Annotated in this window: 26 protein-coding genes; 17 read left to right on the forward strand and 9 right to left on the reverse strand. The window is 62.3% G+C overall.

Annotated elements, in window-relative coordinates:
- Positions 1-214: 214 nt before the first annotated feature.
- From pbpC to G6N74_RS08315, 5 genes are all read left to right on the forward strand, one after another.
- Complete coding sequence (pbpC, locus tag G6N74_RS08295; RefSeq protein WP_165116228.1) at positions 215-2311, forward strand: penicillin-binding protein 1C; 2097 nt, start codon at positions 215-217, stop codon at positions 2309-2311.
- A 463-nt stretch (positions 2312-2774) separates the two neighbouring features.
- The gene (locus tag G6N74_RS08300; RefSeq protein ID WP_165116230.1) at positions 2775-3806 is read left to right on the forward strand and encodes a sulfate ABC transporter substrate-binding protein; all 1032 of its coding nucleotides are present in this window, start codon (positions 2775-2777) and stop codon (positions 3804-3806) included.
- 119 nt (positions 3807-3925) lie between these two features.
- Positions 3926-4777, forward strand: a complete 852-nt coding sequence (gene cysT / locus G6N74_RS08305) for a sulfate ABC transporter permease subunit CysT (RefSeq protein ID WP_091912939.1) — start codon at positions 3926-3928, stop codon at positions 4775-4777.
- Complete coding sequence (gene cysW / locus G6N74_RS08310) at positions 4770-5654, forward strand: sulfate ABC transporter permease subunit CysW (RefSeq protein ID WP_165116232.1); 885 nt, start codon at positions 4770-4772, stop codon at positions 5652-5654. Before cysT (G6N74_RS08305) ends, cysW (G6N74_RS08310) begins: the two co-directional genes overlap by 8 nt.
- 31 nt (positions 5655-5685) lie before the next feature.
- A complete protein-coding gene (locus G6N74_RS08315) occupies positions 5686-6729 on the forward strand; it encodes a sulfate/molybdate ABC transporter ATP-binding protein (protein WP_165116234.1) in 1044 nt (347 codons plus the stop codon).
- A gap of 226 nt (positions 6730-6955) precedes the next feature.
- On the opposite strand, the gene G6N74_RS08320 is transcribed toward G6N74_RS08315, so the two are convergent.
- Entirely contained in the window at positions 6956-7513 is a 558-nt protein-coding gene (locus G6N74_RS08320) for an RBBP9/YdeN family alpha/beta hydrolase (protein ID WP_165116236.1), read from the reverse strand.
- A gap of 381 nt (positions 7514-7894) precedes the next feature.
- Here G6N74_RS08320 and cysP point away from each other — a divergent pair, with 381 nt between their 5' ends.
- The 8 genes from cysP (at position 7895) to G6N74_RS08360 (ending at position 15055) form a co-directional block, all read left to right on the forward strand.
- Positions 7895-8881 carry a thiosulfate ABC transporter substrate-binding protein CysP gene (gene cysP, locus G6N74_RS08325; RefSeq protein WP_165116238.1) on the forward strand — a complete coding sequence of 329 codons (987 nt, stop codon included), beginning with the start codon at positions 7895-7897 and terminating at the stop codon, positions 8879-8881.
- A 90-nt stretch (positions 8882-8971) separates the two neighbouring features.
- On the forward strand, positions 8972-9793 hold the full coding sequence (gene cysT / locus G6N74_RS08330; RefSeq protein WP_165116240.1) for a sulfate ABC transporter permease subunit CysT: 822 nt from the start codon (positions 8972-8974) through the stop codon (positions 9791-9793).
- Positions 9794-9796: 3 nt separating this feature from the next.
- Positions 9797-10684 (forward strand): sulfate ABC transporter permease subunit CysW, encoded by an 888-nt coding sequence (cysW, locus tag G6N74_RS08335; protein ID WP_165116242.1) that lies wholly within the window; start codon positions 9797-9799, stop codon positions 10682-10684.
- Positions 10681-11703 (forward strand): sulfate/molybdate ABC transporter ATP-binding protein, encoded by a 1023-nt coding sequence (locus G6N74_RS08340; RefSeq protein WP_165116244.1) that lies wholly within the window; start codon positions 10681-10683, stop codon positions 11701-11703. Before cysW (G6N74_RS08335) ends, G6N74_RS08340 begins: the two co-directional genes overlap by 4 nt.
- A gap of 171 nt (positions 11704-11874) precedes the next feature.
- Positions 11875-12027 carry a hypothetical protein gene (locus G6N74_RS08345; RefSeq protein ID WP_165116246.1) on the forward strand — a complete coding sequence of 51 codons (153 nt, stop codon included), beginning with the start codon at positions 11875-11877 and terminating at the stop codon, positions 12025-12027.
- Between the two features lie 151 nt (positions 12028-12178).
- A complete protein-coding gene (locus G6N74_RS08350) occupies positions 12179-12628 on the forward strand; it encodes an RrF2 family transcriptional regulator (protein WP_165116248.1) in 450 nt (149 codons plus the stop codon).
- A 36-nt stretch (positions 12629-12664) separates the two neighbouring features.
- Positions 12665-14026: an FAD/NAD(P)-binding protein gene (locus G6N74_RS08355; protein WP_165116250.1), complete on the forward strand. Its 1362-nt coding sequence runs from the start codon at positions 12665-12667 to the stop codon at positions 14024-14026.
- A gap of 93 nt (positions 14027-14119) precedes the next feature.
- The gene (locus G6N74_RS08360) at positions 14120-15055 is read left to right on the forward strand and encodes a DUF5996 family protein (protein ID WP_165116252.1); all 936 of its coding nucleotides are present in this window, start codon (positions 14120-14122) and stop codon (positions 15053-15055) included.
- Positions 15056-15227: 172 nt separating this feature from the next.
- On the opposite strand, the gene G6N74_RS08365 is transcribed toward G6N74_RS08360, so the two are convergent.
- From G6N74_RS08365 to G6N74_RS08400, 8 genes are all read right to left on the reverse strand, one after another.
- Positions 15228-16190, reverse strand: a complete 963-nt coding sequence (locus G6N74_RS08365) for an LLM class flavin-dependent oxidoreductase (RefSeq protein WP_165116254.1) — start codon at positions 16188-16190, stop codon at positions 15228-15230.
- A gap of 122 nt (positions 16191-16312) precedes the next feature.
- The gene (locus tag G6N74_RS08370) at positions 16313-16465 is read right to left on the reverse strand and encodes a hypothetical protein (protein WP_165116256.1); all 153 of its coding nucleotides are present in this window, start codon (positions 16463-16465) and stop codon (positions 16313-16315) included.
- A gap of 154 nt (positions 16466-16619) precedes the next feature.
- The gene (locus G6N74_RS08375; protein ID WP_165116258.1) at positions 16620-16943 is read right to left on the reverse strand and encodes a BRA0787 family protein; all 324 of its coding nucleotides are present in this window, start codon (positions 16941-16943) and stop codon (positions 16620-16622) included.
- Positions 16944-17126: 183 nt separating this feature from the next.
- On the reverse strand, positions 17127-17318 hold the full coding sequence (locus tag G6N74_RS08380; protein ID WP_165116260.1) for a hypothetical protein: 192 nt from the start codon (positions 17316-17318) through the stop codon (positions 17127-17129).
- Positions 17319-17451: 133 nt separating this feature from the next.
- On the reverse strand, positions 17452-18129 hold the full coding sequence (locus G6N74_RS08385; RefSeq protein ID WP_165116262.1) for an RES family NAD+ phosphorylase: 678 nt from the start codon (positions 18127-18129) through the stop codon (positions 17452-17454).
- Positions 18126-18671 carry an antitoxin Xre-like helix-turn-helix domain-containing protein gene (locus G6N74_RS08390; protein ID WP_165116264.1) on the reverse strand — a complete coding sequence of 182 codons (546 nt, stop codon included), beginning with the start codon at positions 18669-18671 and terminating at the stop codon, positions 18126-18128. The genes G6N74_RS08385 and G6N74_RS08390 overlap by 4 nt, the downstream gene beginning before the upstream one ends.
- A gap of 601 nt (positions 18672-19272) precedes the next feature.
- Positions 19273-20700: an aldehyde dehydrogenase family protein gene (locus tag G6N74_RS08395; RefSeq protein ID WP_165116266.1), complete on the reverse strand. Its 1428-nt coding sequence runs from the start codon at positions 20698-20700 to the stop codon at positions 19273-19275.
- Positions 20701-20775: 75 nt separating this feature from the next.
- Positions 20776-21807: a histone deacetylase family protein gene (locus G6N74_RS08400; protein WP_165116268.1), complete on the reverse strand. Its 1032-nt coding sequence runs from the start codon at positions 21805-21807 to the stop codon at positions 20776-20778.
- A 167-nt stretch (positions 21808-21974) separates the two neighbouring features.
- On the opposite strand from G6N74_RS08400, the gene G6N74_RS08405 reads away from it, so the two are divergent.
- From G6N74_RS08405 to G6N74_RS08420, 4 genes are all read left to right on the forward strand, one after another.
- On the forward strand, positions 21975-23642 hold the full coding sequence (locus tag G6N74_RS08405) for an amidohydrolase (RefSeq protein WP_165116270.1): 1668 nt from the start codon (positions 21975-21977) through the stop codon (positions 23640-23642).
- Between the two features lie 142 nt (positions 23643-23784).
- The gene (locus tag G6N74_RS08410) at positions 23785-24879 is read left to right on the forward strand and encodes an ABC transporter ATP-binding protein (RefSeq protein WP_165116272.1); all 1095 of its coding nucleotides are present in this window, start codon (positions 23785-23787) and stop codon (positions 24877-24879) included.
- Between the two features lie 3 nt (positions 24880-24882).
- On the forward strand, positions 24883-25803 hold the full coding sequence (locus G6N74_RS08415; protein WP_165116274.1) for an ABC transporter permease: 921 nt from the start codon (positions 24883-24885) through the stop codon (positions 25801-25803).
- Complete coding sequence (locus tag G6N74_RS08420; RefSeq protein ID WP_165116276.1) at positions 25796-26602, forward strand: ABC transporter permease; 807 nt, start codon at positions 25796-25798, stop codon at positions 26600-26602. The genes G6N74_RS08415 and G6N74_RS08420 overlap by 8 nt, the downstream gene beginning before the upstream one ends.
- Positions 26603-26633: the final 31 nt, after the last annotated feature.

Below are 26633 nucleotides of genomic sequence, written 5' to 3' on the forward strand. Positions count from 1 at the left end.
CTACATGTCATCGACAGCGACTTACAATTCAGCGTCGAGCCGCCCCTCACCCTTACCCTCTCCCCGTAAACGGGGAGAGGGGGGCGTCAGCGTTGCGGCCGGCCTTCTTCTCCCTGTGCACGAGGAGAAGGCTGAAGCGTCAACGTTGCGGCCAGCCTTCTTCTCCCCGTCACTATACGGGGAGAAGGTGCCGGCAGGCGGATGAGGGGCGGCTATGCGCGTCCCAGTCAGAGTGCTGCGAAAATTGGCGGCTTACGCCACAGCCGGTGCAGCGGCCGTCGCAGTAACGATTGGCGCTCTCTACACCCTCGACCGCGCCTACCCCCCGCCCCTGCCCGCCCAACTCACCGTCTCCTCGGAAGTGCTAGACCGCGACGGCGCGCTTCTCCGCGCCTACGCAACGCCCGACGGCTACTGGCGTCTCGGAACCTCTCTCGACCAGGTCGATCCGCAATTCGTAAAAATGCTGATCGCCTACGAGGACAAACGCTTCTTCGACCACGACGGCGTCGACGTGCTCGCCCTATTGCGCGCGGCAAAGCAGTTCGCGGGAAACCGCCGCATCGTTTCGGGCGGCTCGACACTGTCGATGCAGCTTGCCCGGCTGATCGAGCCCCGCGAAAACCGCAGTTTTGGTTCGAAATTCCGGCAGATCCTGCGCGCCGTCCAGATCGAGCGGCGGCTTTCCAAGCGCGACATCCTCGAGCGCTACCTGACGCTGGCACCTTATGGTGGCAATCTCGAAGGCGTGCGTGCCGCCTCGCTCGCCTATTTCGGCAAGGAGCCGCGCCGGCTAACCGTCTCGGAAGCAGCCCTGCTCGTCGCCCTGCCGCAACTGCCGGAGCGCCGCCGCCCCGATCGCAACCTGAAGACCGCGCAGGCCGCGCGTGACCGGGTGCTGGAACGCATGGTGACGGCGGATATTCTGGGTGAGCGCGAGGCCGCGCGCGCCGCAAACGACGCCGTTTCCGAGGTGCGCTTCGCCCTGCCCGCGTTGGCCGCCCATGTTGCCGATGCAGCGCTGCGCAAGGCGCCATCGCAAAGCCGGCATCAGGTCACGCTGCGCAAGCGCGTTCAGGAAGGGCTGGAAGCCGTCGCGAAAAGTGCCGCAGCCAAGCTCGGCCCGCGCATTTCGGTGGCCATGGTCCTGGCCGATGCCCGCACCGGCGAAATCCTTGGCGAGGTTGGTTCGGCGAACTATTTCGACGCCAGCCGCTCGGGCTGGATCGACATGACGAAGGTATCGCGCTCGCCCGGCTCGACCTTAAAACCCTTCATCTACGGGCTGGCGATGGAACAGGGCCTCGTCGCGCAGGAAACGCTGATCGAGGACCGCCCGGCAGATTTCGCCGGCTACCGCCCGCGCAATTTCGACATGAGCTACCAAGGCGATGTCAGCGTGCGCCAGGCGCTGCAACTGTCGCTCAACGTTCCGGCCGTGCGCCTGCTCGATGCTGTCGGCCCGGCGCGGCTGACGGCACGGTTCCGGCAGGCCGGCGTGACCCCTGCCTTGCCGAAGGACGAGCCACCGGGCCTCGCCATCGGCCTTGGCGGCGTCGGGCTGTCGCTGCGCGATCTCGTCCAGCTCTATACCGGCCTCGCCAACAGCGGAAAGGCGCGCATCCTGCGCGACGGCACCGAGGCGGTCGAGCCCGTGCAAGGCGGCGGCACGATCCTCGACGAGCGGGCAACGTGGCAGATCGCCGATATTCTGTCCGGCGTGAAGCCGCCGGAAGGGGCGAGCCATCGCGGCATCGCCTACAAGACCGGCACGTCCTACGGCTACCGCGACGCATGGTCGGTCGGTTTCGATGGCCGCTATGTGCTGGGCGTGTGGGTCGGGCGCGCAGATTCCGGCTCGGTGCCCGGCCTATCGGGCTATGTCTCGGCAGCCCCCATCCTGTTCGAGGGCTTTGCCCGGTCCGGTCTTGCCGCGGTGTCGCTTGCACGCGCGCCGGCTGGAGCGTTGCGCACGGCGCGCGCCGACCTGCCGGTGACGCAGACGCGTTTCACCTCCGGTTCGGATGGGCTGATCGCGATAGCCGCTCCGACCGAACCCCCGCCGCAGATTGTCTTTCCCCCTGATGGGGCGAGGGTCGATCTCGGAACAATCTCAAGCGCCGCCTCGCCGCTGGTGCTGAAATTGCAAGGCGGCCGCGCGCCGTTCCGCTGGCTCGCCAACGGCAAGCCGCTTGCCGAACTCGACCGCCGCCGCACCGCGACATGGCTGCCCGACGGCACCGGCTATTCGACGCTGACCGTCATCGACGCCGCCGGTAGAGCGGCGAGCGTGAAGGTGTTCGTGGAGTGATGGTTCGACGGGTTCGTTGCAGAGATGAACTCGTGAAAGTCCAGTTCCTTAGCACCCCCCTCTGGCCTGCCGGCCATCTCCCCCTCAGGTGGGGAGATTAGCAGCTCCGCCGCATCGCCTATCCTGCAACGTTCGTGATTAGCGAAAGTCGCAATGAAGGCTGATCTCCCTCCTTGCGGGGGAGATGGCCGGCAGGCCAGAGGGGGCGCGAAGGAACTCGGCCTATCCAAAGGCCCAGAACATCCCGTGGCTGTGTCTCTAACCACAGCCTCCCGCCACACCCGGCTTCGCCCAACACACCCTGTTCAGTTAACGGGGCTCGCACCCCATTAGAAAAATATTTTCCTCCCTCACCCCCTCCAAAGCGAGGAAAATTGCTCACGCTCCCCTAAATTAGCATGTTTGGGTGCGTCTAATTTCTATCAAATCGATAGAGTACCCTTCGCGAACAACGGAGGCAGACATGACTCATTATCGACCTCGTTTCCTTATTGCCGGCCTCCTTGCCGGAGCACTGCAACTCGGGTCTCTCGGCTTGGCTGCGGCCGATACGACGATCCTCAACGTGTCCTACGACCCAACCCGCGAACTCTACAAGGACTACAACGAAGCCTTCGCCAAGCATTGGAAAGCCGAGACCGGCGAGACGGTGACCATCCAGAATTCGCATGGCGGCTCGGGCAAGCAGGCCCGCGCGGTGATCGACGGGCTCGACGCCGATGTCGTGACGCTGGCGCTCGAAAGCGACATCAACGCGATTGCCGAAAAGACCAAGAAGATCGCGCCGGACTGGCGCGGCAAGCTGCCGAACAACTCCTCGCCCTACACGTCGACCATCATCTTCCTCGTCCGCAAGGGCAACCCCAAGGCGATCAACGACTGGGGCGACCTGGTGAAGGATGACGTGCAGGTCATCACGCCGAACCCGAAGACGTCCGGCGGCGCGCGGTGGAACTATCTGGCCGCCTGGGCATGGGCCGACAAGGAGTTTGGCGGCGATCAGGCCAAGATCAAGGAATACATCGCCACCCTCTTCAGCAAGCACGTTCCGGTTCTGGACACCGGTGCGCGCGGCTCGACGGTGACATTTGCCGAGCGTGACCAGGGCGACGTGCTGCTCGCATGGGAAAACGAAGCCTATCTGGCGCTCGACGAATTCGGCGCCGACAAGTTCGACATCGTCTTCCCGCCCTCTTCCATCCTGGCCGAACCGCCGGTCGCAGTGGTCGACGGCAATGTCGATGCCAAGGGCACCCGCAAGGTCGCGCAGGCCTATCTCGAATATCTCTATTCCGAGGAAGGCCAGCGCATCGCCGCCAAGCATCATTACCGCCCGTCCAAGCCTGATCTTGTTCCGGCCGACGAGTTGCAGAAGCTGCCCGAACTGAAGCTCGTGACCATCGATGACCCGATCTTCGGCGGCTGGAAAAAGGCGCAGCCCGAGCATTTCGGCGACGGCGGCATTTTCGACCAGCTTTACAAGCCGGCCCAGTAATTCGGACTGTCTACTGACCAAGCCCTGCCGGGGCGTTTGACGCGACTTTTTTTTAAAAAGCCACGCCATTCGCCCCGGCAGAGCATGTTATTACTAGCTGCGCAGCGATAAGGGACGACATGACCACAGAACCCGCCCAGGCGGGGTGGCGATTCAAGGCGCCGAGCGTCATTCCGGGTTTCGGATTGACGCTCGGCTTCTCGCTTGCCTACCTCACGCTCATCATCCTCATCCCGCTGACGGGTCTCGTCTGGCGTTCGGCGTCACTTGGCTGGACCGATTTCTGGGCAATCGCCACCGACCGCCGCACGGTCAAGGCACTGGAGATCAGCTTCGGCACGGCGCTGATCGCGGCTGCCGTCAATGTCGTCTTCGGCACCATCGTCGCTTGGGTTCTGGTGCGCTACCGCTTTCCCGGCCGCCGCGTCATCGACGCCATGGTCGACCTGCCTTTCGCCCTGCCGACGGCGGTAGCAGGCATCGCGCTGACCACGCTCTATGCGTCCAAGGGCTGGATCGGCAGCCTTCTGGCGCCGCTCGGCATCAAGGTCGCCTATACGCCGCTCGGCATCGTTATCGCCCTGATCTTCATCGGCCTGCCCTTCGTCGTGCGCACGGTGCAGCCGATCATCGAAGAGATCGACAAGGAGGTCGAGGAAGCCGCCGCCACGCTTGGCGCCAGCCGCTTCCAGACCATCACGCGCATCCTGTTTCCCGGCCTTGCACCGGCCATCGTCACCGGCTTCGCCCTGGCCTTCGCCCGCGGCGTCGGCGAATACGGCTCGGTCATCTTCATCGCCGGCAACATGCCTTACGTCTCGGAAATCGCGCCGCTGCTGATCGTCATCAAACTTGAGGAATACAACTACGCCGCAGCGACGGCCATCGCCACGATCATGCTCGTCATCTCCTTCGTCATGCTTCTGGTCATTAACCTCCTCCAGTCGTGGAGCCGCAAACGCTATGGCTGAGATCATCGAAACCTCGTCCAGCCGCGCCCGCGAGAACCGCGCCTCGGCCATAAACGAAAGCCGCGCGACGCGCTGGGTGCTGATGGCGCTGGCCTTCGGCTTTCTGGCGATCTTCCTGCTGTCGCCGCTGGTGCTCGTCTTCGCCGAAGCGTTCAAGCGCGGCATCGAGCCTTACACCGAAGCTCTGGTTGACCGCGACACGGTCGCGGCGATCCGCCTGACCTTGCTGGTGGCGGCGATCTCCGTACCGCTGAACCTCGTCTTCGGCGTGGCGGCCGCCTGGGCGATCGCCAAGTTCGAGTTCAAGGGCAAGGCATTCCTGATTACCCTGATCGATCTGCCCTTCTCGGTGTCGCCGGTCATTTCCGGTCTGGTCTATGTGCTTCTGTTCGGCGCCAGCAGCGTGCTCGGGCCATGGCTGAAAAGCTACGGCATCGAAATCCTGTTCGCCGTGCCCGGCATCGTGCTTGCAACGGTGTTCGTGACCTTCCCCTTCGTCGCGCGCGAATTGATACCGCTGATGCAGGAACAGGGCACCGGCGATGAGGAAGCAGCCCTTTCGCTCGGCGCCAATGGCTGGCAGGCCTTCTGGTATGTGACGCTGCCCAACATCAAATGGGGCCTGCTCTACGGCGTTCTGCTGTGCAACGCCCGCGCCATGGGCGAGTTCGGCGCGGTTTCGGTCGTGTCGGGTCACATTCGCGGCCTGACCAACACCATGCCGCTGCATGTCGAAATCCTCTACAATGAGTACAACGCTGTCGGCGCTTTCGCCGTCGCCTCGCTGCTGGCGGGCCTGGCGCTGGTCACGCTCGTTTTGAAGACCATTCTGGAAATCCGCTTCGGCCACGCCATCGCCGGCAGCCGCGGACACTGACAAGAAGAATTCGGGGAACAAGGGTAGTTTTATGGAAGTTCGCGTCGCCAATGTGCGCAAGGAGTTCGACCGGTTTCCGGCACTTCACGATGTCTCGCTCGACATCAAGTCCGGAGAGCTGATTGCGCTGCTGGGCCCTTCCGGTTCGGGCAAGACGACGCTGCTGCGCCTGATCGCCGGGCTGGAGAAACCGACCAAGGGCGCGATCTATTTCGGCGAGGAGGACGCATCGCATCGCACCATCCAGGAGCGCAATGTCGGCTTCGTCTTCCAGCATTATGCGCTGTTCCGGCACATGACGGTGGCCGACAATGTCGGCTTCGGCCTGAAAGTTCGTCCGGGCGCAACCCGCCCTGCCGCAGCCGAAATCCGCCGCCGCGCCTCCGAACTCCTCGATCTCGTCCAGCTCTCGGGCCTCGAAAAGCGCTACCCGGCGCAGCTTTCCGGCGGCCAGCGCCAGCGCGTGGCGCTTGCCCGCGCCATGGCGATCGAACCCAAGGTTCTGCTGCTCGACGAACCCTTCGGCGCGCTCGACGCGCAGGTGCGCCGCGAACTGCGCCGCTGGCTGCGCGAGATCCACGATGCTACGGGGCACACGACCGTCTTCGTCACGCACGATCAGGAGGAAGCGCTGGAGCTTGCCGACCGCGTCGTCGTCATGAGCCAGGGCCGCATCGAACAGGTCGGCACCGCCGACGAGGTCTACGACACGCCGAACTCGCCCTTCGTCTACGGCTTCATCGGCGAATCCAGTTCCCTGCCGGTTAAGGTCGAGGACGGCCAATTGTGGGTCGCCGACCGCCCCATCGGGCTTTCCGTGCCGGACGCGCCGAACGGCAAGGCTGAACTCTATTTTCGTCCGCACGACGTCGAGCTGCTGGAGGAATGCAATGGCTGCATCGCCGGCACGGTGGTGGCCAGCCGGCGCGTCGCCGGCACGCGACGCGTCGAACTGGAGATCGGCGGCGAGAGGCAGCGCGTCGAGATCGAACTGCCGATCGAGCACCCTGCTGCGCAGAAAAGCCGCGTCGCCTTCAGGCCGCGCCGCTGGAAGGTTTTTCTGGCTGAGGGTTGAGAGACACATCCTACTCGGCGAAGCTTTCGCTCGACGTCGCCCCCCTCTGGCCTGCCGGCCATCTCCCCCACAGGTGGGGAGATCAGCCTTCATTTTTGATTTCGCCAATCGTCAACGTTGCAGGATAGGCAGAGCGGGAGACGCTGCTAATCTCCCCACCCGTGGGGGAGATGGCCGGCAGGCCAGAGGGGGGGCGCCGTAGAGCACAAACGACCGAAGTCAGGCCTCAAGCCGCCCGCGATGCCACCTCGACCCGCGCAAACTTGAAGCACGAAGCCAGCGCGTAGCCATCCTCCCAGCGGCCGAAGCCGCTGGCGACGTTGATGTGCCCGGCATCGCCAATATCGACCAGCCCGCTACCCCAGATGCCGGCATATTCCTGCGCGATATCGAAATCCATGTACGTGTCGTTGCGGCTGGCGACGAAAATCGTCGGAAACGGCAGCCGCCGGCGCGGCATGGCGCCGAAGTCGATCAGTCCCGGATGTTTCGCATTGGTCACGTCGATATCGCAAGGCGCGACCAGAACCGCACCGGCGACATGCTCGGCAGCCGGCCGGCCGGCGAGTTTCGCCGCAAGGATGCAGCCGAGGCTATGCGCAACGAGAACGGCGCCGGGATGCGCGACGAGTTCGCTTTCCAGCGTATGCAGCCAGTCTTCCAGCACCGGTTTGTCCCAATGTTCCTGGGCGACGAGGATCGCATCGCCATGGTCCGCCAGCCAGTGGCGCTGCCAATGGTCCTCGCCGGAGCCGTTCAGGCCGGGAAGTATCAATGTGGTCATGCTGCACTCCTCTGGAAGCCCCAGCCGGATTTGCGGCGTCTCGCCGCCGATTCATGCCCTTATTTTAAAGGCGAGGCACGGTGGACAGAGGATCGCGTTTTGCGAATTTCCGCCGACATCGAAAACACTATTCCGGTCCACCGTGGCCGCCGCCGGAATTCGATTCTCGCTGAGAAGATTTTTCTCGAAAAGACGAGAATATTGCCTACCGAAGAAGAACAGACGGCATCGCTGAAATGAAATTCTAATGTGACCCCATCATTAGAATCCCGTTCTCACGACGCGCGATCATGAGGCAGCCGCTTCCTCGCCGCGTAGCACAGGCTTCGGATAGGTTCAGTCTCAAAGACAAAACAACTTTGGGATCATGGAGTTATTCGAATGAGACGTTTCCTGCTCGTTGGCGCGGCCCTTGCCGGTCTGCTCGCCGCCCCTGCATCGGCATTCGCCGCCGACAAGCTGCTGAACGCCTCCTATGACGTTGCGCGCGAATTGTTCGTCGCCGTCAACAAGGCCTATGTCGCCGCCCACCCCGGCGTGACCATCGACCAGTCGCATGCCGGCACCTCCAAGCAGGCGCGCGCCATCGTCGAGGGGCTGGAGGCCGACGTGGTGACCTTCAACCAGGTGACCGACATCGATTTCCTCGCCAAGAACGGCTTCGTCTCGGACGACTGGAAGAGCGATTTCCCCAACCAGTCTTCGCCCTTCTATTCGCTGCCTTCCTTCCTCGTGCGCGCCGGCAACCCCAAGAACATCAAGGACTGGAACGATCTCGCCCGTGATGATGTGAAGGTGATCTTCCCGAACCCCAAGACCTCGGGCAACGCCCGCTACACCTATCTCGCTGCTACCGCCTACGCCAAGGAAGCCTTCAAGGGCGACGAGACCAAGGTGAAGGAATTCATCACCAAAATCTTCGACAACGTCCCGGTCTTCGACACCGGCGGCCGCGCCGCCACCACGACTTTCGTCGAGCGCGGCATTGGCGACGTGCTGATCACCTTCGAATCCGAGACGACCGGCATCCGCAAGGAATTCGGCGAGGACAAGTATGAAGCCGTCGTGCCCTCGGTCAGCCTGCTTGCCGAGTTCCCGGTGGCGATCGTCGACAAGGTCGTAGAAAAGCGCGGCTCGCGCGACCTCGCCAAGAACTATCTCGACTTCCTCTACACGCCTGAAGGCCAGACCATCCTCGCCGAAAATGGCAACCGCGTCCGCGACGAAAAAGTTGCCGGCGCGTTCAAGGACAAATTCCCTGAAGTCCGCCTCGTCACGGTCGAGGACGTCTTCGGCGGCTGGGACAAGGTGCAGGCCGAGCATTTCGCTTCCGGCGCGCTTCTCGACCAGATCTACGGCGAGCGTTGACCCTTTAGCTCGATTGCTGTTCAAGGGCGGGAAGCCGGTCATGCCGGCTTTCCGCTTTTTTGAGTTTCGATTTTCCGGAAGGCTTTGTCCGTGGCTCGTCGCGTCCTGCCGGGTTTGCCCCTGGCGCTCGGAATAACTCTGGTCTACGTCTCGATCATCGTCGTGCTGCCGCTCAGTGCGCTGGTCTACAAGGCGGCGAGCCTCGGCTTCGAAGATTATTGGCGCATCGTCTCTTCGGGACGCGCGCTGGCGAGTTACCGCGTCACCGCGCTTTCCGCCCTTGCCGCCACCGCCTTCAATCTTGTCTTCGGTTTCGCGCTGGCCTGGGTTCTGGTGCGCTATCGCTTTCCCGGCCGCCGCTTCATCGACGCACTGGTCGACCTGCCCTTCGCCCTGCCGACCGCGGTCGCCGGCATAGCGCTGACGGCACTTTTCGCGCCCAACGGCTGGTTCGGCTCGATCCTCGGCGAAGCCGGCATCACGGTCGCCTACACGCCGCTCGGCATCATGATCGCCATGGCCTTCACCAGCCTGCCCTTCATCGTGCGCACCATCCAGCCGGTGCTTGAAGACCTTGATCCCGCACTTGAGGAAGCCGCCCAGTCGCTCGGCGGCTCCGACGCTTCGATCTTTGCGCGCGTCATCCTGCCATTGCTGACGCCCGCGATCCTTGCCGGCGTATCGCTTGCCTTCGCCCGCAGCCTCGGCGAATTCGGCGCCATCATCTTCATCGCCGGCAACCAGCCGTTCTCGACCGAGATCACAGCACTTCTGGCCTTCATCCGGCTCGAGGAGTACGATTATCAGGCCGCAGCCGCGATAGCCTCGGTGCTGCTGATCACAGCCTTCCTGATGCTCGCCGTCACCAACATTTTGCAGGCCCGCGCCCTGCGCTACACGGCGAGGGGCTGAGGCATGGCGAGCAAAAACAGAAAACCGCCGCGCGTCGGCGACCAGCCGGGCTTCCGCCGTGCCTTGATCGCCGCCGTGCTGGTGGTGACCGCTATCTTCATCGTCGCGCCGCTGGTCGTCATCGGCGTGCAGGCGTTTTCGCAAGGCTGGGCGGTCTATGCCACAGCCATTGCCGATCCCGACACGCTCCACGCCATTCTACTGACCGTGACAACGGCATTGATCGCCGTGCCGATCAACACCGCCTTCGGCGTTGCCGCCGCCTGGGCGATCACCAAATTCGACTTTTGGGGCCGCCGCTTCCTGCTGGTGGTCATCGAGATACCTTTCTCGATCTCGCCCATCGTCGCCGGCGTTGCCTATCTCTTCGTCTACGGCTTGCAGGGCCTGTTCGGCCCCGCCCTGCAATCGGCCGACATCAAGATCCTGTTTGCGCTCCCCGGCATCGTGCTGGCCTCTATGTTCGTCACCGCCCCCTTCGTCGCCCGCGAGCTGATCCCGCTGATGCAGGCGCAAGGGCGCGATCTGGAAGAAGCCGCGACCTCGCTCGGCGCATCCGGCTGGCGCACTTTCTTCTCGGTGACGCTGCCCAATATCCGCTGGGCGCTTCTTTACGGCGTGGTGCTGTGCAACGCCCGCGTCATGGGCGAGTTCGGCGCGGTATCGGTCGTTTCCGGCAATATACGCGGCCAGACCAACACGCTGCCGCTGCATATCGAACTGCTCTACCACGACTACCAGACCGCCGGCGCTTTCGCCGCCGCCTCCATCCTCGCCGTGCTGGCCGTGGTAACGCTGGTCGCCAAGGTGTTGCTGGAGCGCCGGGGAGCCGGTCGTGGCGGCCGCCCGACACTGGCCGCAAACCAAACCGTTCCGGAGACAACGACGTGAAAATCCGCCTCGACACCGTCGTAAAAACCTTCGACACCTTCCGCGCCGTCCACGGCGTTTCGCTGGAAATCGAAAGTGGCGAGCTGGTAGCACTGCTCGGGCCGTCGGGCTCGGGCAAGACGACCATCCTGCGCATGGTCGCCGGCCTTGAATATGCCGATGGCGGCAAGATCTATTTCGGCGACGAGGATGCAACCGACATTCCGGTGCGCGACCGTGGCGTCGGTTTCGTCTTCCAGCACTACGCGCTGTTCCCGCATATGACGGTGGCCGAAAACATCGCCTTCGGCATGAAGGTTTCCAAGGTCAAGCGTTCCAAGGCCGAGATTGCCGCCCGCGTCGCCGATCTCCTGCGGCTGGTGAAGCTCGACGGCCTCGGCGAGCGCTTTCCCGGCCAGATTTCCGGCGGCCAGCGCCAGCGCGTCGCGCTCGCCCGCGCACTCGCCGTCGACCCGAAAGTGCTGCTGCTCGACGAGCCCTTCGGCGCGCTCGACGCCAATGTGCGCCGCGACCTGCGCCGCTGGCTGCGCGAAATCCACGAGGAACTCGCCATCACCACCCTGTTCGTCACCCACGATCAGGAAGAGGCGCTCGACCTCGCCGACCGCGTCGTCATCCTCAAGGACGGCAAGATCGTCCAGCAGGGCACGCCGGAGGAAGTCTGCCGCGAACCCAATTCGCCCTTCGTCATGGGTTTTCTCGGTGACACCAACCGCCTGCCGGCAAATGTGTCGGGTGGACGCGCAGTGGTCGGAAATGCCGCCCTGCCCGCGCCCGGCGTGGCCGACGGCAAGGCAGAGATTTTCGTGCGCCCCAGCGACCTCGACTGGACCGAGCACGGCGACGGCGTGCCGGCAAAAATCCTGCGCGTTATCGACCGGCCCGACGGCAGGCGTCTGCTGGCCGCGACCGACCAGGGCGAGACGCTGGAACTCGACGTTGCGCCCGAAATCCAGGCTAAGGCGGGCGATGAAGGCTTCGTCACGGTCCGGCGCGGGCGCATTTTCGCTGCGGGTTAAGGCACAGGATCGCATCTTTCGGCGGTTTGCGCGATCAGCGGTCAATATTCCTGACTTGCCTTGGTTCTTGGCAAATTCATGCTGATGATAAGTTTGGAGCGCAATGTCGTTCCAAGCCAAACAGCTGAATGTCTACTACTCTTGTAGAATTATCTTCGAGGAGTGGCCGCCGTGACGAAACATTTCTCCCTGCATTCGGTCGATTCGGCTTCGCTGGTCGGGATCGAGCTCGCAGCCCGGCAACTTGCCATCCTTTTGGCCGCAATGCGGGCCGGCGGGGCTAAACACGGCGAAAATTGCATCAAATCGGCCACAGCAGCCTGAAAAGTCACCAAAAATCAACGAGTCTGAGCTTGTTTATCATGTCGCTCGATTTTAAGTCTGGGTGGTGCAGCGATGCGGGGGCTATCCGCCATGATTTGCACACAAACGATCGCCACAGGCTTAGGCGAACTTCTGATGAAATGTTGCGGGCATGCTCACTAAAAAAGGCAAATACGGCCTCAAGGCTCTCGTTCATCTTTCAGGCATGCCTGTCGGCCAGCTGGCGTTCGTCAACGACATCGCGGTTGCCAACAACATCCCGAAGAAATTCCTCGACGCCATCCTCGGCGAATTGCGCAATGCCGGCTTCGTCCAGAGCCGCAAGGGCAAGGACGGCGGCTATCGCCTCGCCCGCCCGGCTGCCGAGATCAAGATCGGCCATGTCGTGCGTGTTCTCGACGGCCCACTGGCACCGATCCCCTGCGCCAGCCGCACCCAGTATCAGCGCTGCGAAGATTGCGACGAGGCGACATGCCAAGTCCGGCACATGATGCTCGAGGTACGTCAGGCGGTTGCCGACGTGCTGGACAATCGCAGCCTGGCTGCCATGCGCGACGCCGACAACGACGACGTGCTGCAGGACATCAAGTACCACATCTGACATGCCCTGATATTCTGACGGGGCGGAGGCCATCTCATGGCTGAGCGCGCAACCGGCAGGCAATCGATCCTCATAATCGGCGGCGGCGCCAGCGGCGTCGTGCTCGCTGCGCATCTGTTGCGCGACCCCGATGCCGACATCCGCGTCACGCTGATCGAGAAGCGGGAGGCCTTCGGCCAGGGCGTCGCCTATTCCACCAACCTGCCCGACCATGTGCTGAACGTCAGTGCGTTCGGCATGAGCGCCTATGCCGACGATCCGGAGCACTTCTTCCGCTGGCTGGTCGAGCGCGGGCTTGCCGAACCGGACAATCCGCAGATCTACGTGCCGCGCAGCCTCTACGGCGAATATCTTCGCGAGATTCTCGATCGCCTCAACGAGCAGGAAAAAGGCACCGGAAGGCTGCACACGCTGAACGAGGCCTGCCAGTCGGTGGCGACGACGCCTTCCGGCGTCGAGGTCAAGCTTGCCAATGGAACAAGCCTTGTCGGCCACATCGCTGTCCTTGCCGTCGGACATGAGGAGCAGGCGCCGCCAGATCATCGCGGCGCCATCCGGCCCGGATCGACCGAAGACACGCCACTGCCCGCCGACGCGTCCGTTCTGGTTCTGGGAACGGGCTTGAGCATGATCGATCTCTGGCTGTCGCTGGAAAACCGTGGACACAGCGGCAAGATCGTCGCGCTGTCGCGGCGCGGCCTGCTGCCGGCCATTCACCGCCGCGGCAAACCGATCCGCCTCGACGCCGCAGACGTTCCGCTCGGCACGGACCTGTCCTATTTCATACGCTGGTTCCGCCGGCTCGTGCGCGAAACCGAAGACGCCGGCGGCAACTGGCGCGATGTCGTCGACGGTATCAGGCCGTTCAACCAGCGCATCTGGCAAAGCTGGCCATCGGGTGCGAAGCGGCGCTTCATCGAACACACCCGCGCCTGGTGGGACATCCACCGCCACCGCATGCCGCCTGTCCTGCATGAGCGGGTTTCGCGCGCGCTGGCGGCAGGCGAGTTGGAACTGCTCCCCGGCAAACTGGAGAGTGCGCGCAAGGACGGCGACGGTTTCACCGCCACCATTCGCCCGCGCCACAAGCAGGAAGCCGTGACGCTGAAAGTGGCGCGCATTTACGATTGCACCGGCATCACCACAGACCTGTCGACGGGATCGAACCCGATCGTGCGTTCGCTGATCGAGCGCGGCCTTGCCCGGCCCGACCCGCTGCGCATCGGCCTCGACGTCACGCCGGGCTGCGCCATCGTCAACGCGGAAGGCGCTGCTTCCACCCGCCTGTTCGCCATCGGCCCGCTGACGCGCGGAACCTTCTTCGAGATCGAGGCGATCCCCGACATACGCACCCAGTGTTCGGCACTGGCCAGACGCCTGACGGAGAAGGTTGCCTGAATTTCCGTACCCTCTCGAACGTGATCGAGCCGGGATGGACACGCCGGAAAATCCCGTCCAGTTTCTGTTTGAAACGGCGGAGGAAACCGGCTCATGCGTGAAGGCTGGCCTGAAATACCCTACCTTCCGTGGCGCGACACATGCTCCGCGCTTCACCTCTACACCCAGATCGTCGGCAAGTACCGGCTCGCCCGAACGCCGTGGGTCAACCATTCATGGCACGCCACCCTTTATCCGAATGCCCGCGGCCTCACCACCGGGCTGGTGCCTGACCGATCCGGAGGCATCGAGGTGAGCTTCGATCTCATCGACCACCAGCTGGTCGGAGCATGCACCGACGGGCGCAAGACGAGTTTCGCGCTCGGGCCGATGTCCGTCGCAGCGTTCCATTCACAATTCCTGGAGCTTATTCGCGCAATAGGCGGGACACCGGAACTGGACGGCTCGCCCAACGAAATCCCCGACGGCGTTCCCTTCGCTGAGGACCGGGTCGAGCGCCCCTATGATGCGGATGCGGTAAACCGCTTTTTCCGAGCCTTGGTATCGATATCCGGCGTGTTCCAGACATTTCGCACTGCCTATCTCGGCAAGGTCAGCCCGGTTCATCTCTTCTGGGGAAGTTTCGACCTCGCCGTGACGCGCTTTTCGGGACGGCGTGCGCCGCTGCATCCCGGCGGCATACCTTCATTGCCCGACGACGTTACCCGCGAAGCCTACAGTCACGAAGTTTCATCCGCCGGCTTCTGGCCGGGCGGCGGGAGCGTCGATTTTCCGGCGTTCTATTCCTATGCCTATCCGGCACCGGCAGGATTTGGCGATGCACAGGTGGCCCCCGAAGCCGCCTATTTCGACAAAACGCTAGGTGAATTCCTGCTGCCCTACGATGCGGTCCGCCAAACGGCCGATCCCGAGGCCGCCCTTCTGGCTTTCCTGGAAAGCACATACCGCGCCGCGGCGCAGTCGGCTGGATGGGACGTAGCTGCTCTCGAATGTTCCATCGGCGAGCCACGCAGGCCCCGACCCTTGTAAGGGCCAGAGCCATGCTCTCGAACTCGCTTAGAGACCTTTTCGAAATTCGCTCCGGCGAGTCATATGGTGGCGATTTCGAGAACCGGAGCGCAGCGGACATTGGGTCCGTGAGCACCGGAAGCGCAGAAAACGCCATCAGATGGCCGCCAGAGTAGAATTTCCAAACGGTCTCTTACGAAGCGCGGCTACGGAATGGGAGGTAGATCGCCTCGCCGAATTCCGGCTGAGGCGCTTCGGACTCCTGGCGCGCCACCGAACGCTTGACGATCGCGGCCACGTCCCTGCCGAAGGTCGCAAGGTCGTGCGGTTGGTCGAGGCCGTGCAGGACGAACTCGCGAACGCCGAGATCGCAATAGGAAAGCAGGGCCAGCGCCACCTGCTCCGCGGTTCCGACAAGCCGGATCGCTTCGCCGTCATGGCCGAGCCTGTCGGCCTTGGCCCAGGCTTCGGCGCGCGTGCCGGCAATCACCGGCCGAACGGGCACGGAGAAGCGTATCTTGTCCGACCGCCCATGACAGCCGGCAGCGGCGCGCACGCGCGAGATGGTCTGCCGCGCCTCGGCAACAGTGCCGGCCGGCAGCTCGAACAAATCGGCATGCTTGGCCGCGATCTTGATGGCCGTGCCGGACAACCCGCCAAGGATAAACGGTATCTGCGCGCGGCCGAACGGCTTGGAGCCGGCGAAGGCCTGCTTCAGGCTGTAATGCGGCCCTTCATGGTCGAAAGGCTTGTCGTTTGCCCACAAGCGCTTGAGCAGCACGAGGTACTCGTCGGTGCGGGCAAGGCTCGCCTCATGATCGAGCCCGGCGTCGCCGGCAACGATGCGGATGGACAGCCGCCCGCCGCTCAACTGGTCGAGCGTGGCGAATTGCTGGGCTGCTACCTGCGGCGCCAGAACACCCGCGCTGTGAGACACGACAACGCCGAGGTTGAAAGTGTTGTGCAGAACGAAAGAGGCAAGCTGGCCGTTGTCGGCAAGACCCTGACTGTCTGCGATGAGCAGTCGGTCAAGCCCGGCGCCTTCGACCGCGCGGGCAAGGCGATGCGCCTGGCTCTGGCGGGCGAGCAGATCGGATGAACGGGCAGCTTCAGCCTCGGTCCATCTTTCGGTACGGCTGGTGAATTCGACATGCATGGCATTCTCCTCCATCATGTTCCCGGCAGCGCTGTTCAGCGCAAAACCTGATTTTCAGTTTTGTAAGGCTTGTTTTTTACGTCCACGCCCCCGCGCAGACGGCCTCTTTTGTCTCGTTCCCGTCAGGGAATCAGCCCAAGCACGACGGCAACGGTGAAGCCGAACGCGAGCGCAAAAATCAACGTTTCAAGACCGACACGAATGCCGGCCGGGCGGGACGTCACGGAGTCACGAAGCGAAAGCCGCTTGGTTCCAGACTGCTGTATTAAAGACATCACGACCTCCGTAATTACAGATAGTCTATGAGTTTTGTAGACATTGTCGAGTGCGAAATTTACGCCGAAACGAGGAACACGTTTCTATCAAACATTAGTTTCGCGAACGAAATTCTACAAAATCAGGGAAATGCGAAACGGGCGGAATCGCCCGTCAGTTTCTGAGTCTGTCCACGCAGAGTGCCCGAAGCAACAGTGCGGCATGCGCATAGGTGATCTGGTCGCTGGCTAGTTCCTGCGCAGCTTTGGCGCCAACCACGTCGCGAACGGCATCGAGCGTGCGGATCGGCAGGATATCGGTGCAGGTCCGCATCCGGCCGAACACGGCACTTATGGCGACATTGTTGCGGTCGAATTCGACAAAGGGTTCGGGCGCATCGAGCGCCCAGTCCTCGTAAGCATCCAGCGCGTCGTGGAAAGCCTGATGAAGAACGAATGGGGCATGGCCTTCATGAAGCGGGGGCAGCAAAGTTGGCATATCTGTTTCCTCACTTTTTCGGTCGTTGCGACAGTCTTCTTCTGAACTCATCCTCTTTGGGGGAACGCGAGTGGACACGGGTTACAGGCGGGCATGAAACCCGCTGAGGGGGTGTTGCGCTGAACCGGCCCTGGCTCGCAAAATGGCTCGGGCCTGAAGCAATCCTAGCACCAGTTTTCGGTTTTACCAAAGCCCGGGATACTGCCAGGCCCAATAAAAACCCTCCTCGCGCTCGGGAAGCCGGTTCTTCTCCGCCTCCTCCTTTGAAACCACTTGGCTTTTCCGTTTTTCCACAGGACGGCATAAAGCATCGGTCCTGCCTGCCCGCAAAAGATCGGCCAAAGCGCGAAACATCACAGTGTCTGTATGTGCCATCGAAGGCCTCCTGATATTCATCCAGAAGGCAAGCCTCGCTAATTCTACAAATATTGTAGAGTTAAAAAATTTCAAGTTTGGCCGAAATGGCGCAAAAATTCTGCGGCTGGATGAGAGCCCATTCATCCAGCCGCTATTTGCCGGACTTCAGTTTCCTCACGTCGATGGTGCGCCTGTCGGCCCAAACCGTGATCTCGAAATGGTCGGCCTGCACGACGTCTTCGATCTTTGACGGCCTGTAGGCAGCAACGCAGATACCGCCACGCAATCTGACCGAGTCATAGAGAATGCCGTCATTCCTCGATGCCCTTACGCCCTCTCCATAAGGCTGGGATTCGGCATAGCTGTCGGGCGCATAAAGCGCTGGCAACGATGCTTGCAGCCCTCTTATGTCGACATATTCGCCTTCCAGCCGGGCCGTGTAGGCGCGGTATTTCCGCTTCAGTTCCGTTAGTCCCCGCGCGACCGCCTCGCGGCGCAGATGGTGGCCGACCTCAGTGGCGGCTGTGGTCAGGTCGGCCGCCGCATACCATGCGCCCAACTCGGCTCCATTGAACCTCGCGCCGGTGGGCGGGACATGCAGGAAAGCCGCCATGACGATGCTGGCGTTGGGCCGGCCATAGACCCACTCGCTTTGCGACAGGCGGTCTATACGATCGGCCACCAGCCGATCATTCGTCCAGCCGACGAGGTCCATGACCGCCGTCAGGTCGGCCGCCGTTGCCACGGTGTCGAACAGGCCGATGGGCGGGAATTGCGAGGGGATGAGGCGATGCGCCGGCCGCGGCGCGGGCGAAAGCGTCTCCGTCACCGGAAAACGACATCCGTTTCTTCATAGGGCTGGAAGGCCGCATCGACCGCGTTCGGTTCCATATAGATGCCGCCGCGCGCGCCATCGAGAAAACGGCGAACCGTCAGAAGCGCATCCTGCGAGCCGCTGGTGACCAGCGCCAGCGGCGGCCGCCCATTGAAGATGGTTCCGTCATGCGGCCCGCGCAGCCACGCCACCCCTTCCCTGTCGCCGCCATAGAGAATGCCGAGCGCCTGATGAATGCCGAGCACGGCCGATATGCGCGTCAGCGTATCCACATCCAGCGTGAACTCGCGATGCTCGCGGGCAAGCTTCGTCCAGTTCTGATAGGTCGAGCGCGATGGATAGCCGAGGATCAGCCGGCGCTCCTCCTCGTTGAGGCCCCACAGATCGGCGATCGAGACGAAGGTGCGCAAGGCCGGCGCGCTGAGCCGACGCCTGTTGGCCGGCGCAAAGCGCGCGCTATCGAGCCGCTGCGGCTCCGGTGCGAGGATTTGTGCATGTTTGCGAAGAGCCTGGCTCACGATCGCCTCCTTGTCCATGAATGGATATAGTCCATATCTGGACAAAAGACAATATCAGCCGGCCTTCCCTGCAGGATAACGGATTTATGTCATGACGCGTTGCAGCATTAGATGTTGCATTGCACAATTTGCAATGCTGCCATGCACTATTGTGGGTTGCGAAAAGGGGGAAATAAACCGATTTTATACGAGTGATTTCGGCGGCGCCTACCTCCTCCCAGGCAATGCCGAATACGGTCGACCTTCACCTCCTCCCGATCGTCGACCGAACCATAGAACACCCGCCGAACCTCCTCCCTCGGCGGGTGTTTTCTTTTTTGGATGATCCTCACAGCAGCCTACGCGGCCTCAGCGACATACTCAGCGCTGACGACTTGCGATAAACGCACCGCCTTCGTCATTCCGGGCGACCGGAGCGAAGCGGAGGAAAGACCCGGAACCCATGGTCTGAAAAACATAGAGCACGGCCCGGTTCTCACCCTGGCGTGATCGCTTCGCATTGGCGCGGCTCACCACGCTTCCGTCACCGGCCGTGCTGCTCAATAGATTCGGCTCGCAGTCGCTTCGCTCCCTTGGCCGGGATGACGATGGAAACTCTTCACCGCCGCGCGGATAAACCTCAGCTCCCGTACCCCACAATCCCCTTGATCTCCAGGAAATCGTGGATGGCCCAGTCGGCATATTCGCGGCCGTTGCCGGACTGCTTGTAGCCGCCGAAGGGGGCGTGCGTGTCCCAGGCCGGATAGTTGAGATAGACCGAGCCGGCGCGCATTTTTCCCGCGACGCGGCGGGCGCGTTCGAGGTTTTCCGACTGGATATAGGCGGCAAGGCCATAGACCGTGTCGTTGGCGATGCGCACGGCCTCATCCTCGTCCTCATAGGAGATGACGGAGAGAACCGGCCCAAAAATTTCCTCGCGCGCGATCGTCATGTCGGGCGTGACATGGCCGAAGACCGTCGGGCGAATGTAATAACCGCGATTGAGCCCTTCCGGCCGGCCGGGCCCGCCGGTGACCAGCGTGGCACCCTCGGAAATGCCGGTTTCGATCAGCCGCTGGATCTTGTCGTACTGAAGCTGGCTGACGACCGGTCCGAGTTGCGTATCCTCGGAGGTCGGATTGCCGACCCGGTGCGCTTCCGCGGCTTCCTTGGCCACCGCCAGCGCCTCGTCATGGCGATCGACCGGCACCAGCATGCGCGTCGGCGCATCGCAGGACTGACCGCTATTGCCGAAGCAACCATTGACGCCTTCGCGCACGGCATGGGCGAAATCGGCGTCCGGCAGGATGATGTTGGCGCTCTTGCCGCCGAGCTCCTGCGCCACGCGCTTGACCGTGTCGGCCGCAGCCTTCGCAACGATGATGCCGGCGCGTGTCGAGCCGGTGAAGGAAACCATGTCGACGTCGGGATGCTCGGCCATCACCTGTCCGACATCCGGCCCGGTGCCGTTCACGAGGTTGAACACGCCCTTCGGCACGCCGGCCTCGTCCATGATCTCGGCGAATACGATGCCGCTGATCGGCGCGATCTCGGATGGCTTGAGCACCACGGTGCAGCCCGCCGCGATTGCCGGCGCGACCTTGCAGACGATCTGGTTGAGCGGCCAGTTCCACGGCGTGATCAGCGCGCAGACGCCGATCGGCTCCTTCACCACCATGGTCGAGCCACGCAGATGGCCGAATTCGTAGTCTTCCAGCGCCTTGATGGTCGATTCCATATGGGCCTGGCCGGCAGCCGCCTGCGCCTCGCGCGCCCAGGTGATCGGCGCGCCCATCTCCTGCGAGATCGCCTGCGCCACGTCCTCATAGCGCCTGTTGTAGACTTCGAGAATTTTGTTCAGCAGCGCCAGACGCTCTTTCTGCGTCGTTTGCGAAAAGCTGACGAAGGCTGCCCGCGCGGCGGCAACCGCCTTGTCCACATCGGCCTTCGCACCAAGGGAGATCGCCGTATAGGCCTCTTCGGTCGAGGGGTCGATCACGTCCAGCGTGGCCGGGACCACCGGCGAAACCCACTTGCCGTCGATGTAGAAATTCAGGTGATTGCTCATGCTCTCTGCTCCGAACTTGGGAATGGGGTTTCGCGAATGATGAGAGGCGGGCGACCGCCCGCCTCTCAAAGGATGTCAGGCATTGTCGAAGCCGGTTAGCACGCCAACGGCATTGATGCCGATTTCCTCGACAGCATAGCCGCCTTCCATGACGAACAGCGTCGGCAGGCCGAGCTTGGCGATGCGCTCGCCCATCCTGGGATAGTCCGAGCTCTTCAGTTTGAACTGGCTGATCGGGTCCTTCTCGAACGTATCGACGCCGAGCGACACCACGACGACATCCGGCGCGTAAGCCGCGACCTTGGCGCAGGCGTCTTCAAGTGCTGCACTCCATTTGTCCCACGCCGTACCGGGCTGCATCGGATAGTTGTGGTTGAAGCCCTCGCCCTTGCCCGCGCCGCGCTCGTCGGCATGGCCGAGGAAGAACGGATACTCGGTCATCGGGTCGCCATGCAGGTTGATCATCAGCACGTCGTCGCGCTCGTAGAAGATTTCCTGCGTGCCGTTGCCGTGATGATAGTCGACATCGAGGATGGCAACGCGCGCCGCACCCTGGTCGCGGTACCACTGGGCGACCACTGCGGCGTTGTTGATGAAGCAGTAGCCACCCATGAAGGCAGCACCAGCATGGTGCCCCGGCGGACGGCACAGCGCGAAAGCGGCACGTTCACCAGCCTTGACCAGTTCGGCCGCTGTCAGGCCGACATCATAGGAAGACTTGATCGCATCCCATGTGCCTTTGACGAAGGTCGCGCCGGCGTCGAAGGAATAGTAGCCGAGGAGTGCGTCGATCCGCTTCGGCGGAACATCGCCGCGCAGGCCGCGCGTCGGCCAGGTGAAGGCCATGGCAGAACCAGGAAAGCCGGCATTCTGCCATTCCGGCCAAACCGTCGGCAGGAAATCGATGTAGTCGCTGGCGTGCACGCGCTTGGCTGCGTCCAGCGAATGTTCTTTCGGCGCAAGGATGGGCCCGAGCTTCTCGGATTCGACCCGCGCCTTGATGAATTCCGCCCGCGAAGGCTTTTCGAAACCGGGCACGATCTGGCCCGAAACCAGTTCCATCTGGCCGCCATGCCCGGCGTGGAGTGGAGAAAAAATCGTCTTCATTTTATCGTTCGGCTCACTCTTGCTGCTCCCCGGAATATTTACCGACTGCTTTGTGACAGAGAGTTTTCATGCCGCCAAGAGGCAATAGCGAATTGCTGCAAGACAACACCGAGACGGCTTGCCAGATGCCAATACTCTGCTAGCCTGAGCAAAACTGGGTGAACAGAATGCCGCAAAAGGCCGATCTTATCGTTGTGAATGCAAGTATTCTCACGATGGATCCAGATACCCCCCGCGCCGCAGCGATTGCCATCGAAGGCGGCGAAATCATTGCGATCGCAGATCGCGATACGATTCTGCAACTGAAAGGCCCGGACACCCGTATCATCGACGCGCAGGGCAATTCCGTACTGCCCGGCTTCGTCGAAGCGCACATGCATCTGTTCGCCGGCGCTGCCGAACTCGATCACCTTCAGCTGATGGGCGTCCACGGGTTTGATGCGCTTTCGCAGGCGGTGCGGTCTTATGCCGCAGAGCGGCCCAACCAGACCATCCTGCAGGCCCAGGGAGCGGACTACACCATTCTCTCAGCCGCTGAACGGGTCACCCGCCACCATCTCGATCGCATCCTGCCCGACAGGCCCTTCGTTATGGCGGCTCCCGACCATCATACGATGTGGGCCAACACCAAGGCGCTTGAGATGGCCGGCCTGCTGCACGGCAAAAAGCTCGGGCCGGGCAACGAGATCGTCATGGGCGAAGACGGGCTTGCCGAAGGCGAATTGCGCGAGGGCGAGGCTTTCGGCCCGTTGCTTGCGCTTGCAGGAGAGGGTCGCGTGCGGCTCGGCCTCGCGACTGGCGGCGAGCCGGATCCGAAGCCTACGGCGGCAGAACAGGCATCCGACCGCGAGATCATGAAGCGCGGCCTCGAATGGTGCGCCAGGCACGGCATCACCTCGATCCAGAACATGGACGGCAATCTGCACCAACTCGAACTCCTTTCGGAGATCGAAGCCGAGGGCGGCCTGCTCTGCCGCGTGCAGATACCGTTCCACTACAAGAACTTCATGACCGTCGATGCGCTCGAAAAAGCCTCGCTGATGGCCGAGCGCTACAAGTCCGAATGGATATCTTCGGGCATGGTCAAGGTGTTCATGGACGGCGTCCTGGACAGCTGGACCGCCGTCATGGTCGAGCCTTATGCCGACCGCACGGACTGGGTGGGCGAGCCGCTGTTTACGCAGGAACAGTTCAACGCGGTTGCCACCGAGGCCGACCGCCGCGGCCTGCAGATCGCGGTGCATGCCATCGGCGACGGCGCGGTGCGCTCCGTACTAGATGGTTATGAGACCGCCCAGAAAGCCAACGGCAAACGCGACAGCCGCCACCGCATCGAGCATATCGAGGTGACCACGGAGGCGGACATTCCACGTTTCGCCGATCTCGGCGTGCTGGCGTCCATGCAGCCTCCCCACCCACCCGGTGCGATGGGCCTGCCGCTGGAGCCGACCGTCTCGCGTATCGGCAAGGAACGCTGGCCGCTCTCCTACGCATGGCGGACACTGAAGAACGCCGGCGCGCGCGTCGTCTTTGCGTCCGACTGGCCGGTGTCGCCGATTGATCCGATAGCGGGCATTCAGGCGGCGGTCGTGCGCAAACCTTGGGCAGACGGCGATCCGGACCAGAGCTTCAGCCTGCATGAGGCCATCGCCGGCTATACGGTCGAGGGCGCCTATGCGGAATTCATGGAGAACCGCAAGGGTACACTGAAACCCGGCTATGTAGCCGATCTGGTGATCCTCTCGGGCGATCTAGAAGCTGTCGACCCGCATAATCTCCATACCATCCGCCCGGTGACTACGATCTGCGGCGGCAAGGTCACGTATCAGGCGTAAGCCTGGCACGGCGATTGCTAGACTGAATGCGATAATTGAACCGTGATTCAATTGCCGGGTTGCCAATGTCCCGGCCGTGTGGTCACAATAAATTGGGGACGTACTCCGCCGACAAGAGCGGGGCCAACAGTGAGGCGTAATCGTGCCGGACAAACCGGATAGGAATGCGATTGAAGTTATTGGGGTCAGTAAAATTTTCGGAACGGGTGAGGCGCGGGTAGCCGCGCTGGACAACGTTTCGGTACCGATCCGCGAAAATGAGTTTTTCACCCTCCTCGGCCCATCCGGATGCGGCAAGACCACGCTGCTCCGGCTGATTGCCGGTTTCGATTTCCCGACCGACGGGCAAATCCTGCTTTATGGCAACGACATCGCGCCGCTGCCGCCCTTCAAGCGACCGGTCAACACCGTCTTCCAGAACTACGCCCTGTTTCCACATATGACGGTCGCCGAGAATATCGGCTTCGGCCTCCAGATGCTGGGCAAGCCGAAAGCCGAGATCGAGGCCCGCGTCAGCCAGATGCTCAAGCTGGTCAAGATGGAGGCACTGGCCAAGCGGCGCACCAGCCAGATTTCCGGCGGCCAGCAACAGCGCGTTGCCCTGGCCCGCGCGCTGGCCCCGCAACCCAAGGTGCTCCTGCTCGACGAGCCGCTTTCGGCGCTGGACTACAAGCTGCGCAAGGAAATGCAGATCGAGCTTAAGCGCCTTCAGAACGAAACCGGCATTACCTTCATCTTCGTCACGCACGACCAGGAAGAAGCGCTGACCATGTCCGACCGCATCGCCGTGATGTCGGCGGGCAAGATCCTGCAGGTCGGCACGCCCTGGGACATCTACGACAAACCGGCGGAGCGTTTCGTCGCCGACTTCATCGGCGAGACCAATTTCCTTACCGCGAAGATCGACAACGTCGCCAACGGCAAGGCAAAGGCCACTCTGAAATCGGGCAAGACGATCCCCGCGACTGTCGCCGAAGGCTTTACGCCCAAGGGAGAAGCCACGATCGTCGTGCGGCCCGAGCATGCCAAGGCGGTCAAAGGCCCGGGCGAGCTTTCGGGAACGGTGGAAAACATCGTCTATTTCGGCACCGACACGCATATCCTTGTCCGGCTCGACGATGGCGACCTCTTTACCGTGCGCCAGCAAAACAGCCGCAGCGCATCCTGCGGTTTCGAAGAAGGCGAGCGCATCGGTGTGTCGATCTCGGACGACGCGGCCCAGGTTTTGAAAGACTGAACCATGGCAACCGCACAAGAGACTGCCGAAAAGGCCGAAAGCGACGACATCCGAACGCGCTGGCTGTTGTCTGCTCCCGCGTTGCTGATCATCTTCTTTGCCGCGATCGGGCCGCTGTTCATCGTGCTCGTCTATTCCTTTCTCGCGCCGGGCAATTACGGCGACGTGAAATGGCAATTTTCGACCGATGCCTGGATGAATGTGCTGTTCGAGCGCGACATTTTTGACGACACGCTTTCATTCGCAAAGGCGAACCTGTCGATCTTCACGCGTTCGATATCGCTGTCGCTGCTGACGACGATATTGACCCTGATCTTCGGCTTTCCGACCGCCTATTTCATCGCCACCCGCCCCGAGGGACGACGCGAAATCTGGCTGTTCCTCATCACCATTCCCTTCTGGACGAACCTTCTGATCCGCACCTTCGCGATGATGGAAGTGCTGCGAAACGAAGGCCTGATCAACTCGCTGCTGCGGTTTCTAGGCCTCACCACCGCACCAATCCAATTCATGTATACCGACTTCGCCGTGCTGGTCGGCATGACCTATGTCTATCTGCCGCTGATGGTGCTGCCGCTTTACGCCAGCATGGAAAAGATCGACTTCCGGCTCGTCGAGGCCGGCTACGATCTCTATGCGAGCCGCATGCAGGTGCTGCGCCGCATCATCGTGCCGCTGGTCAAGCCGGGCATCATCGCCGGCTCGATCCTCGTCTTCATCCCCTCGCTCGGCGCCTATGTCACGCCGCGCGTCATGGGCGGAGGCACCAATCTGATGATCGGCAACCTCATCGAACTTCAGTTCGGCCAGGGCCGTAACTGGCCGCTGGGCGCATCGCTGTCCATCACGCTCATGGCGATCGTCATGGTCACGCTGATGTTCTATGTCCGCAACGCCAGCAAGACGGGGGCCGGACATGGCTAAACGAGCAACGTTCGATATCCGCCAGCAGACCGGCTTCACCACTGTGGCGATGATCTGCTTCTTCCTGCTCTATCTGCCGATCGTCACGCTGGTGGCCTACGCCTTCAACGACAATGACTCGGTCGCCATCTGGAAAGGCTTTTCGCTGCGCTGGTTCTATTCGGCGTGGAACAACACCCAGGTCATCGACGCCTCGATCCGCTCGTTCCAGATCGCCATCGCGGCTGCCCTGATCGCGACCGTCGCCGCCACCATGGCAGCGCTCGCCACCACCAGAACCAAGCCCTACAAGGGCTTGACCTTCAAATATGCCTTCATCAATCAGCCGCTGATGGTGCCGGAAATCGTCACTGCCGTGGCCTTGCTGGTGTTCTTCTCGCGCATCAAGATCTGGACCGGCTATTCCGGTCTCGGCTACCTGATCGCAGCACACACCGCCTTCTGCATTCCCTTCGCCTATCTTCCGATCCGCGCCCGCCTGGAGAACATGGACCTGTCGCTGGAAACCGCGGCAGCCGATCTCTACGCCACGGGATGGAAAACCTTCCGCTATGTCACATTGCCGCTACTGTGGCCGGGCATTCTCGCCGGGCTGATGCTGGCTTTCGTCGTATCGCTCGATGATGTCGTCATCACGGAATTCGTCAAGTCCGGCGGACAGGACACGCTGCCGACCTACATGCTCGGCCAGCTCCGGCGCATCGTGACGCCGGAAATCAATGCGATCTCGACAGTCTTCCTGCTGCTGTCGGTAGCTATCGTCACAATCTTCTTCATCATCAGCAGGAAGCGGACCTGAAGCCGCAGAACGGCCGGTCCCAACAATGGGA

The sequence above is a fragment of the Mesorhizobium zhangyense genome, from assembly GCF_011045115.1.
GTDB classification, from domain to species: Bacteria; Pseudomonadota; Alphaproteobacteria; order Rhizobiales; family Rhizobiaceae; genus Mesorhizobium_M; species Mesorhizobium_M zhangyense.

Bases quoted from the DNA above. Each gene is read 5' to 3' on its own strand.
- pbpC (WP_165116228.1), top strand. From the start codon at position 215: ATGCGCGTCCCAGTCAGAGTGCTGCGAAAATTGGCGGCTTACGCCACA.
- G6N74_RS08300 (WP_165116230.1), top strand. From the start codon at position 2,775: ATGACTCATTATCGACCTCGTTTCCTTATTGCCGGCCTCCTTGCCGGA.
- cysT (WP_091912939.1), top strand. From the start codon at position 3,926: ATGACCACAGAACCCGCCCAGGCGGGGTGGCGATTCAAGGCGCCGAGC.
- cysW (WP_165116232.1), top strand. From the start codon at position 4,770: ATGGCTGAGATCATCGAAACCTCGTCCAGCCGCGCCCGCGAGAACCGC.
- G6N74_RS08315 (WP_165116234.1), top strand. From the start codon at position 5,686: ATGGAAGTTCGCGTCGCCAATGTGCGCAAGGAGTTCGACCGGTTTCCG.
- G6N74_RS08320 (WP_165116236.1), bottom strand. From the start codon at position 7,513: ATGACCACATTGATACTTCCCGGCCTGAACGGCTCCGGCGAGGACCAT.
- cysP (WP_165116238.1), top strand. From the start codon at position 7,895: ATGAGACGTTTCCTGCTCGTTGGCGCGGCCCTTGCCGGTCTGCTCGCC.
- cysW (WP_165116242.1), top strand. From the start codon at position 9,797: ATGGCGAGCAAAAACAGAAAACCGCCGCGCGTCGGCGACCAGCCGGGC.
- G6N74_RS08350 (WP_165116248.1), top strand. From the start codon at position 12,179: ATGCTCACTAAAAAAGGCAAATACGGCCTCAAGGCTCTCGTTCATCTT.
- G6N74_RS08355 (WP_165116250.1), top strand. From the start codon at position 12,665: ATGGCTGAGCGCGCAACCGGCAGGCAATCGATCCTCATAATCGGCGGC.
- G6N74_RS08360 (WP_165116252.1), top strand. From the start codon at position 14,120: ATGCGTGAAGGCTGGCCTGAAATACCCTACCTTCCGTGGCGCGACACA.
- G6N74_RS08365 (WP_165116254.1), bottom strand. From the start codon at position 16,190: ATGCATGTCGAATTCACCAGCCGTACCGAAAGATGGACCGAGGCTGAA.
- G6N74_RS08370 (WP_165116256.1), bottom strand. From the start codon at position 16,465: ATGTCTTTAATACAGCAGTCTGGAACCAAGCGGCTTTCGCTTCGTGAC.
- G6N74_RS08375 (WP_165116258.1), bottom strand. From the start codon at position 16,943: ATGCCAACTTTGCTGCCCCCGCTTCATGAAGGCCATGCCCCATTCGTT.
- G6N74_RS08380 (WP_165116260.1), bottom strand. From the start codon at position 17,318: ATGGCACATACAGACACTGTGATGTTTCGCGCTTTGGCCGATCTTTTG.
- G6N74_RS08390 (WP_165116264.1), bottom strand. From the start codon at position 18,671: ATGGACAAGGAGGCGATCGTGAGCCAGGCTCTTCGCAAACATGCACAA.
- G6N74_RS08395 (WP_165116266.1), bottom strand. From the start codon at position 20,700: ATGAGCAATCACCTGAATTTCTACATCGACGGCAAGTGGGTTTCGCCG.
- G6N74_RS08400 (WP_165116268.1), bottom strand. From the start codon at position 21,807: ATGAAGACGATTTTTTCTCCACTCCACGCCGGGCATGGCGGCCAGATG.
- G6N74_RS08405 (WP_165116270.1), top strand. From the start codon at position 21,975: ATGCCGCAAAAGGCCGATCTTATCGTTGTGAATGCAAGTATTCTCACG.
- G6N74_RS08415 (WP_165116274.1), top strand. From the start codon at position 24,883: ATGGCAACCGCACAAGAGACTGCCGAAAAGGCCGAAAGCGACGACATC.
- G6N74_RS08420 (WP_165116276.1), top strand. From the start codon at position 25,796: ATGGCTAAACGAGCAACGTTCGATATCCGCCAGCAGACCGGCTTCACC.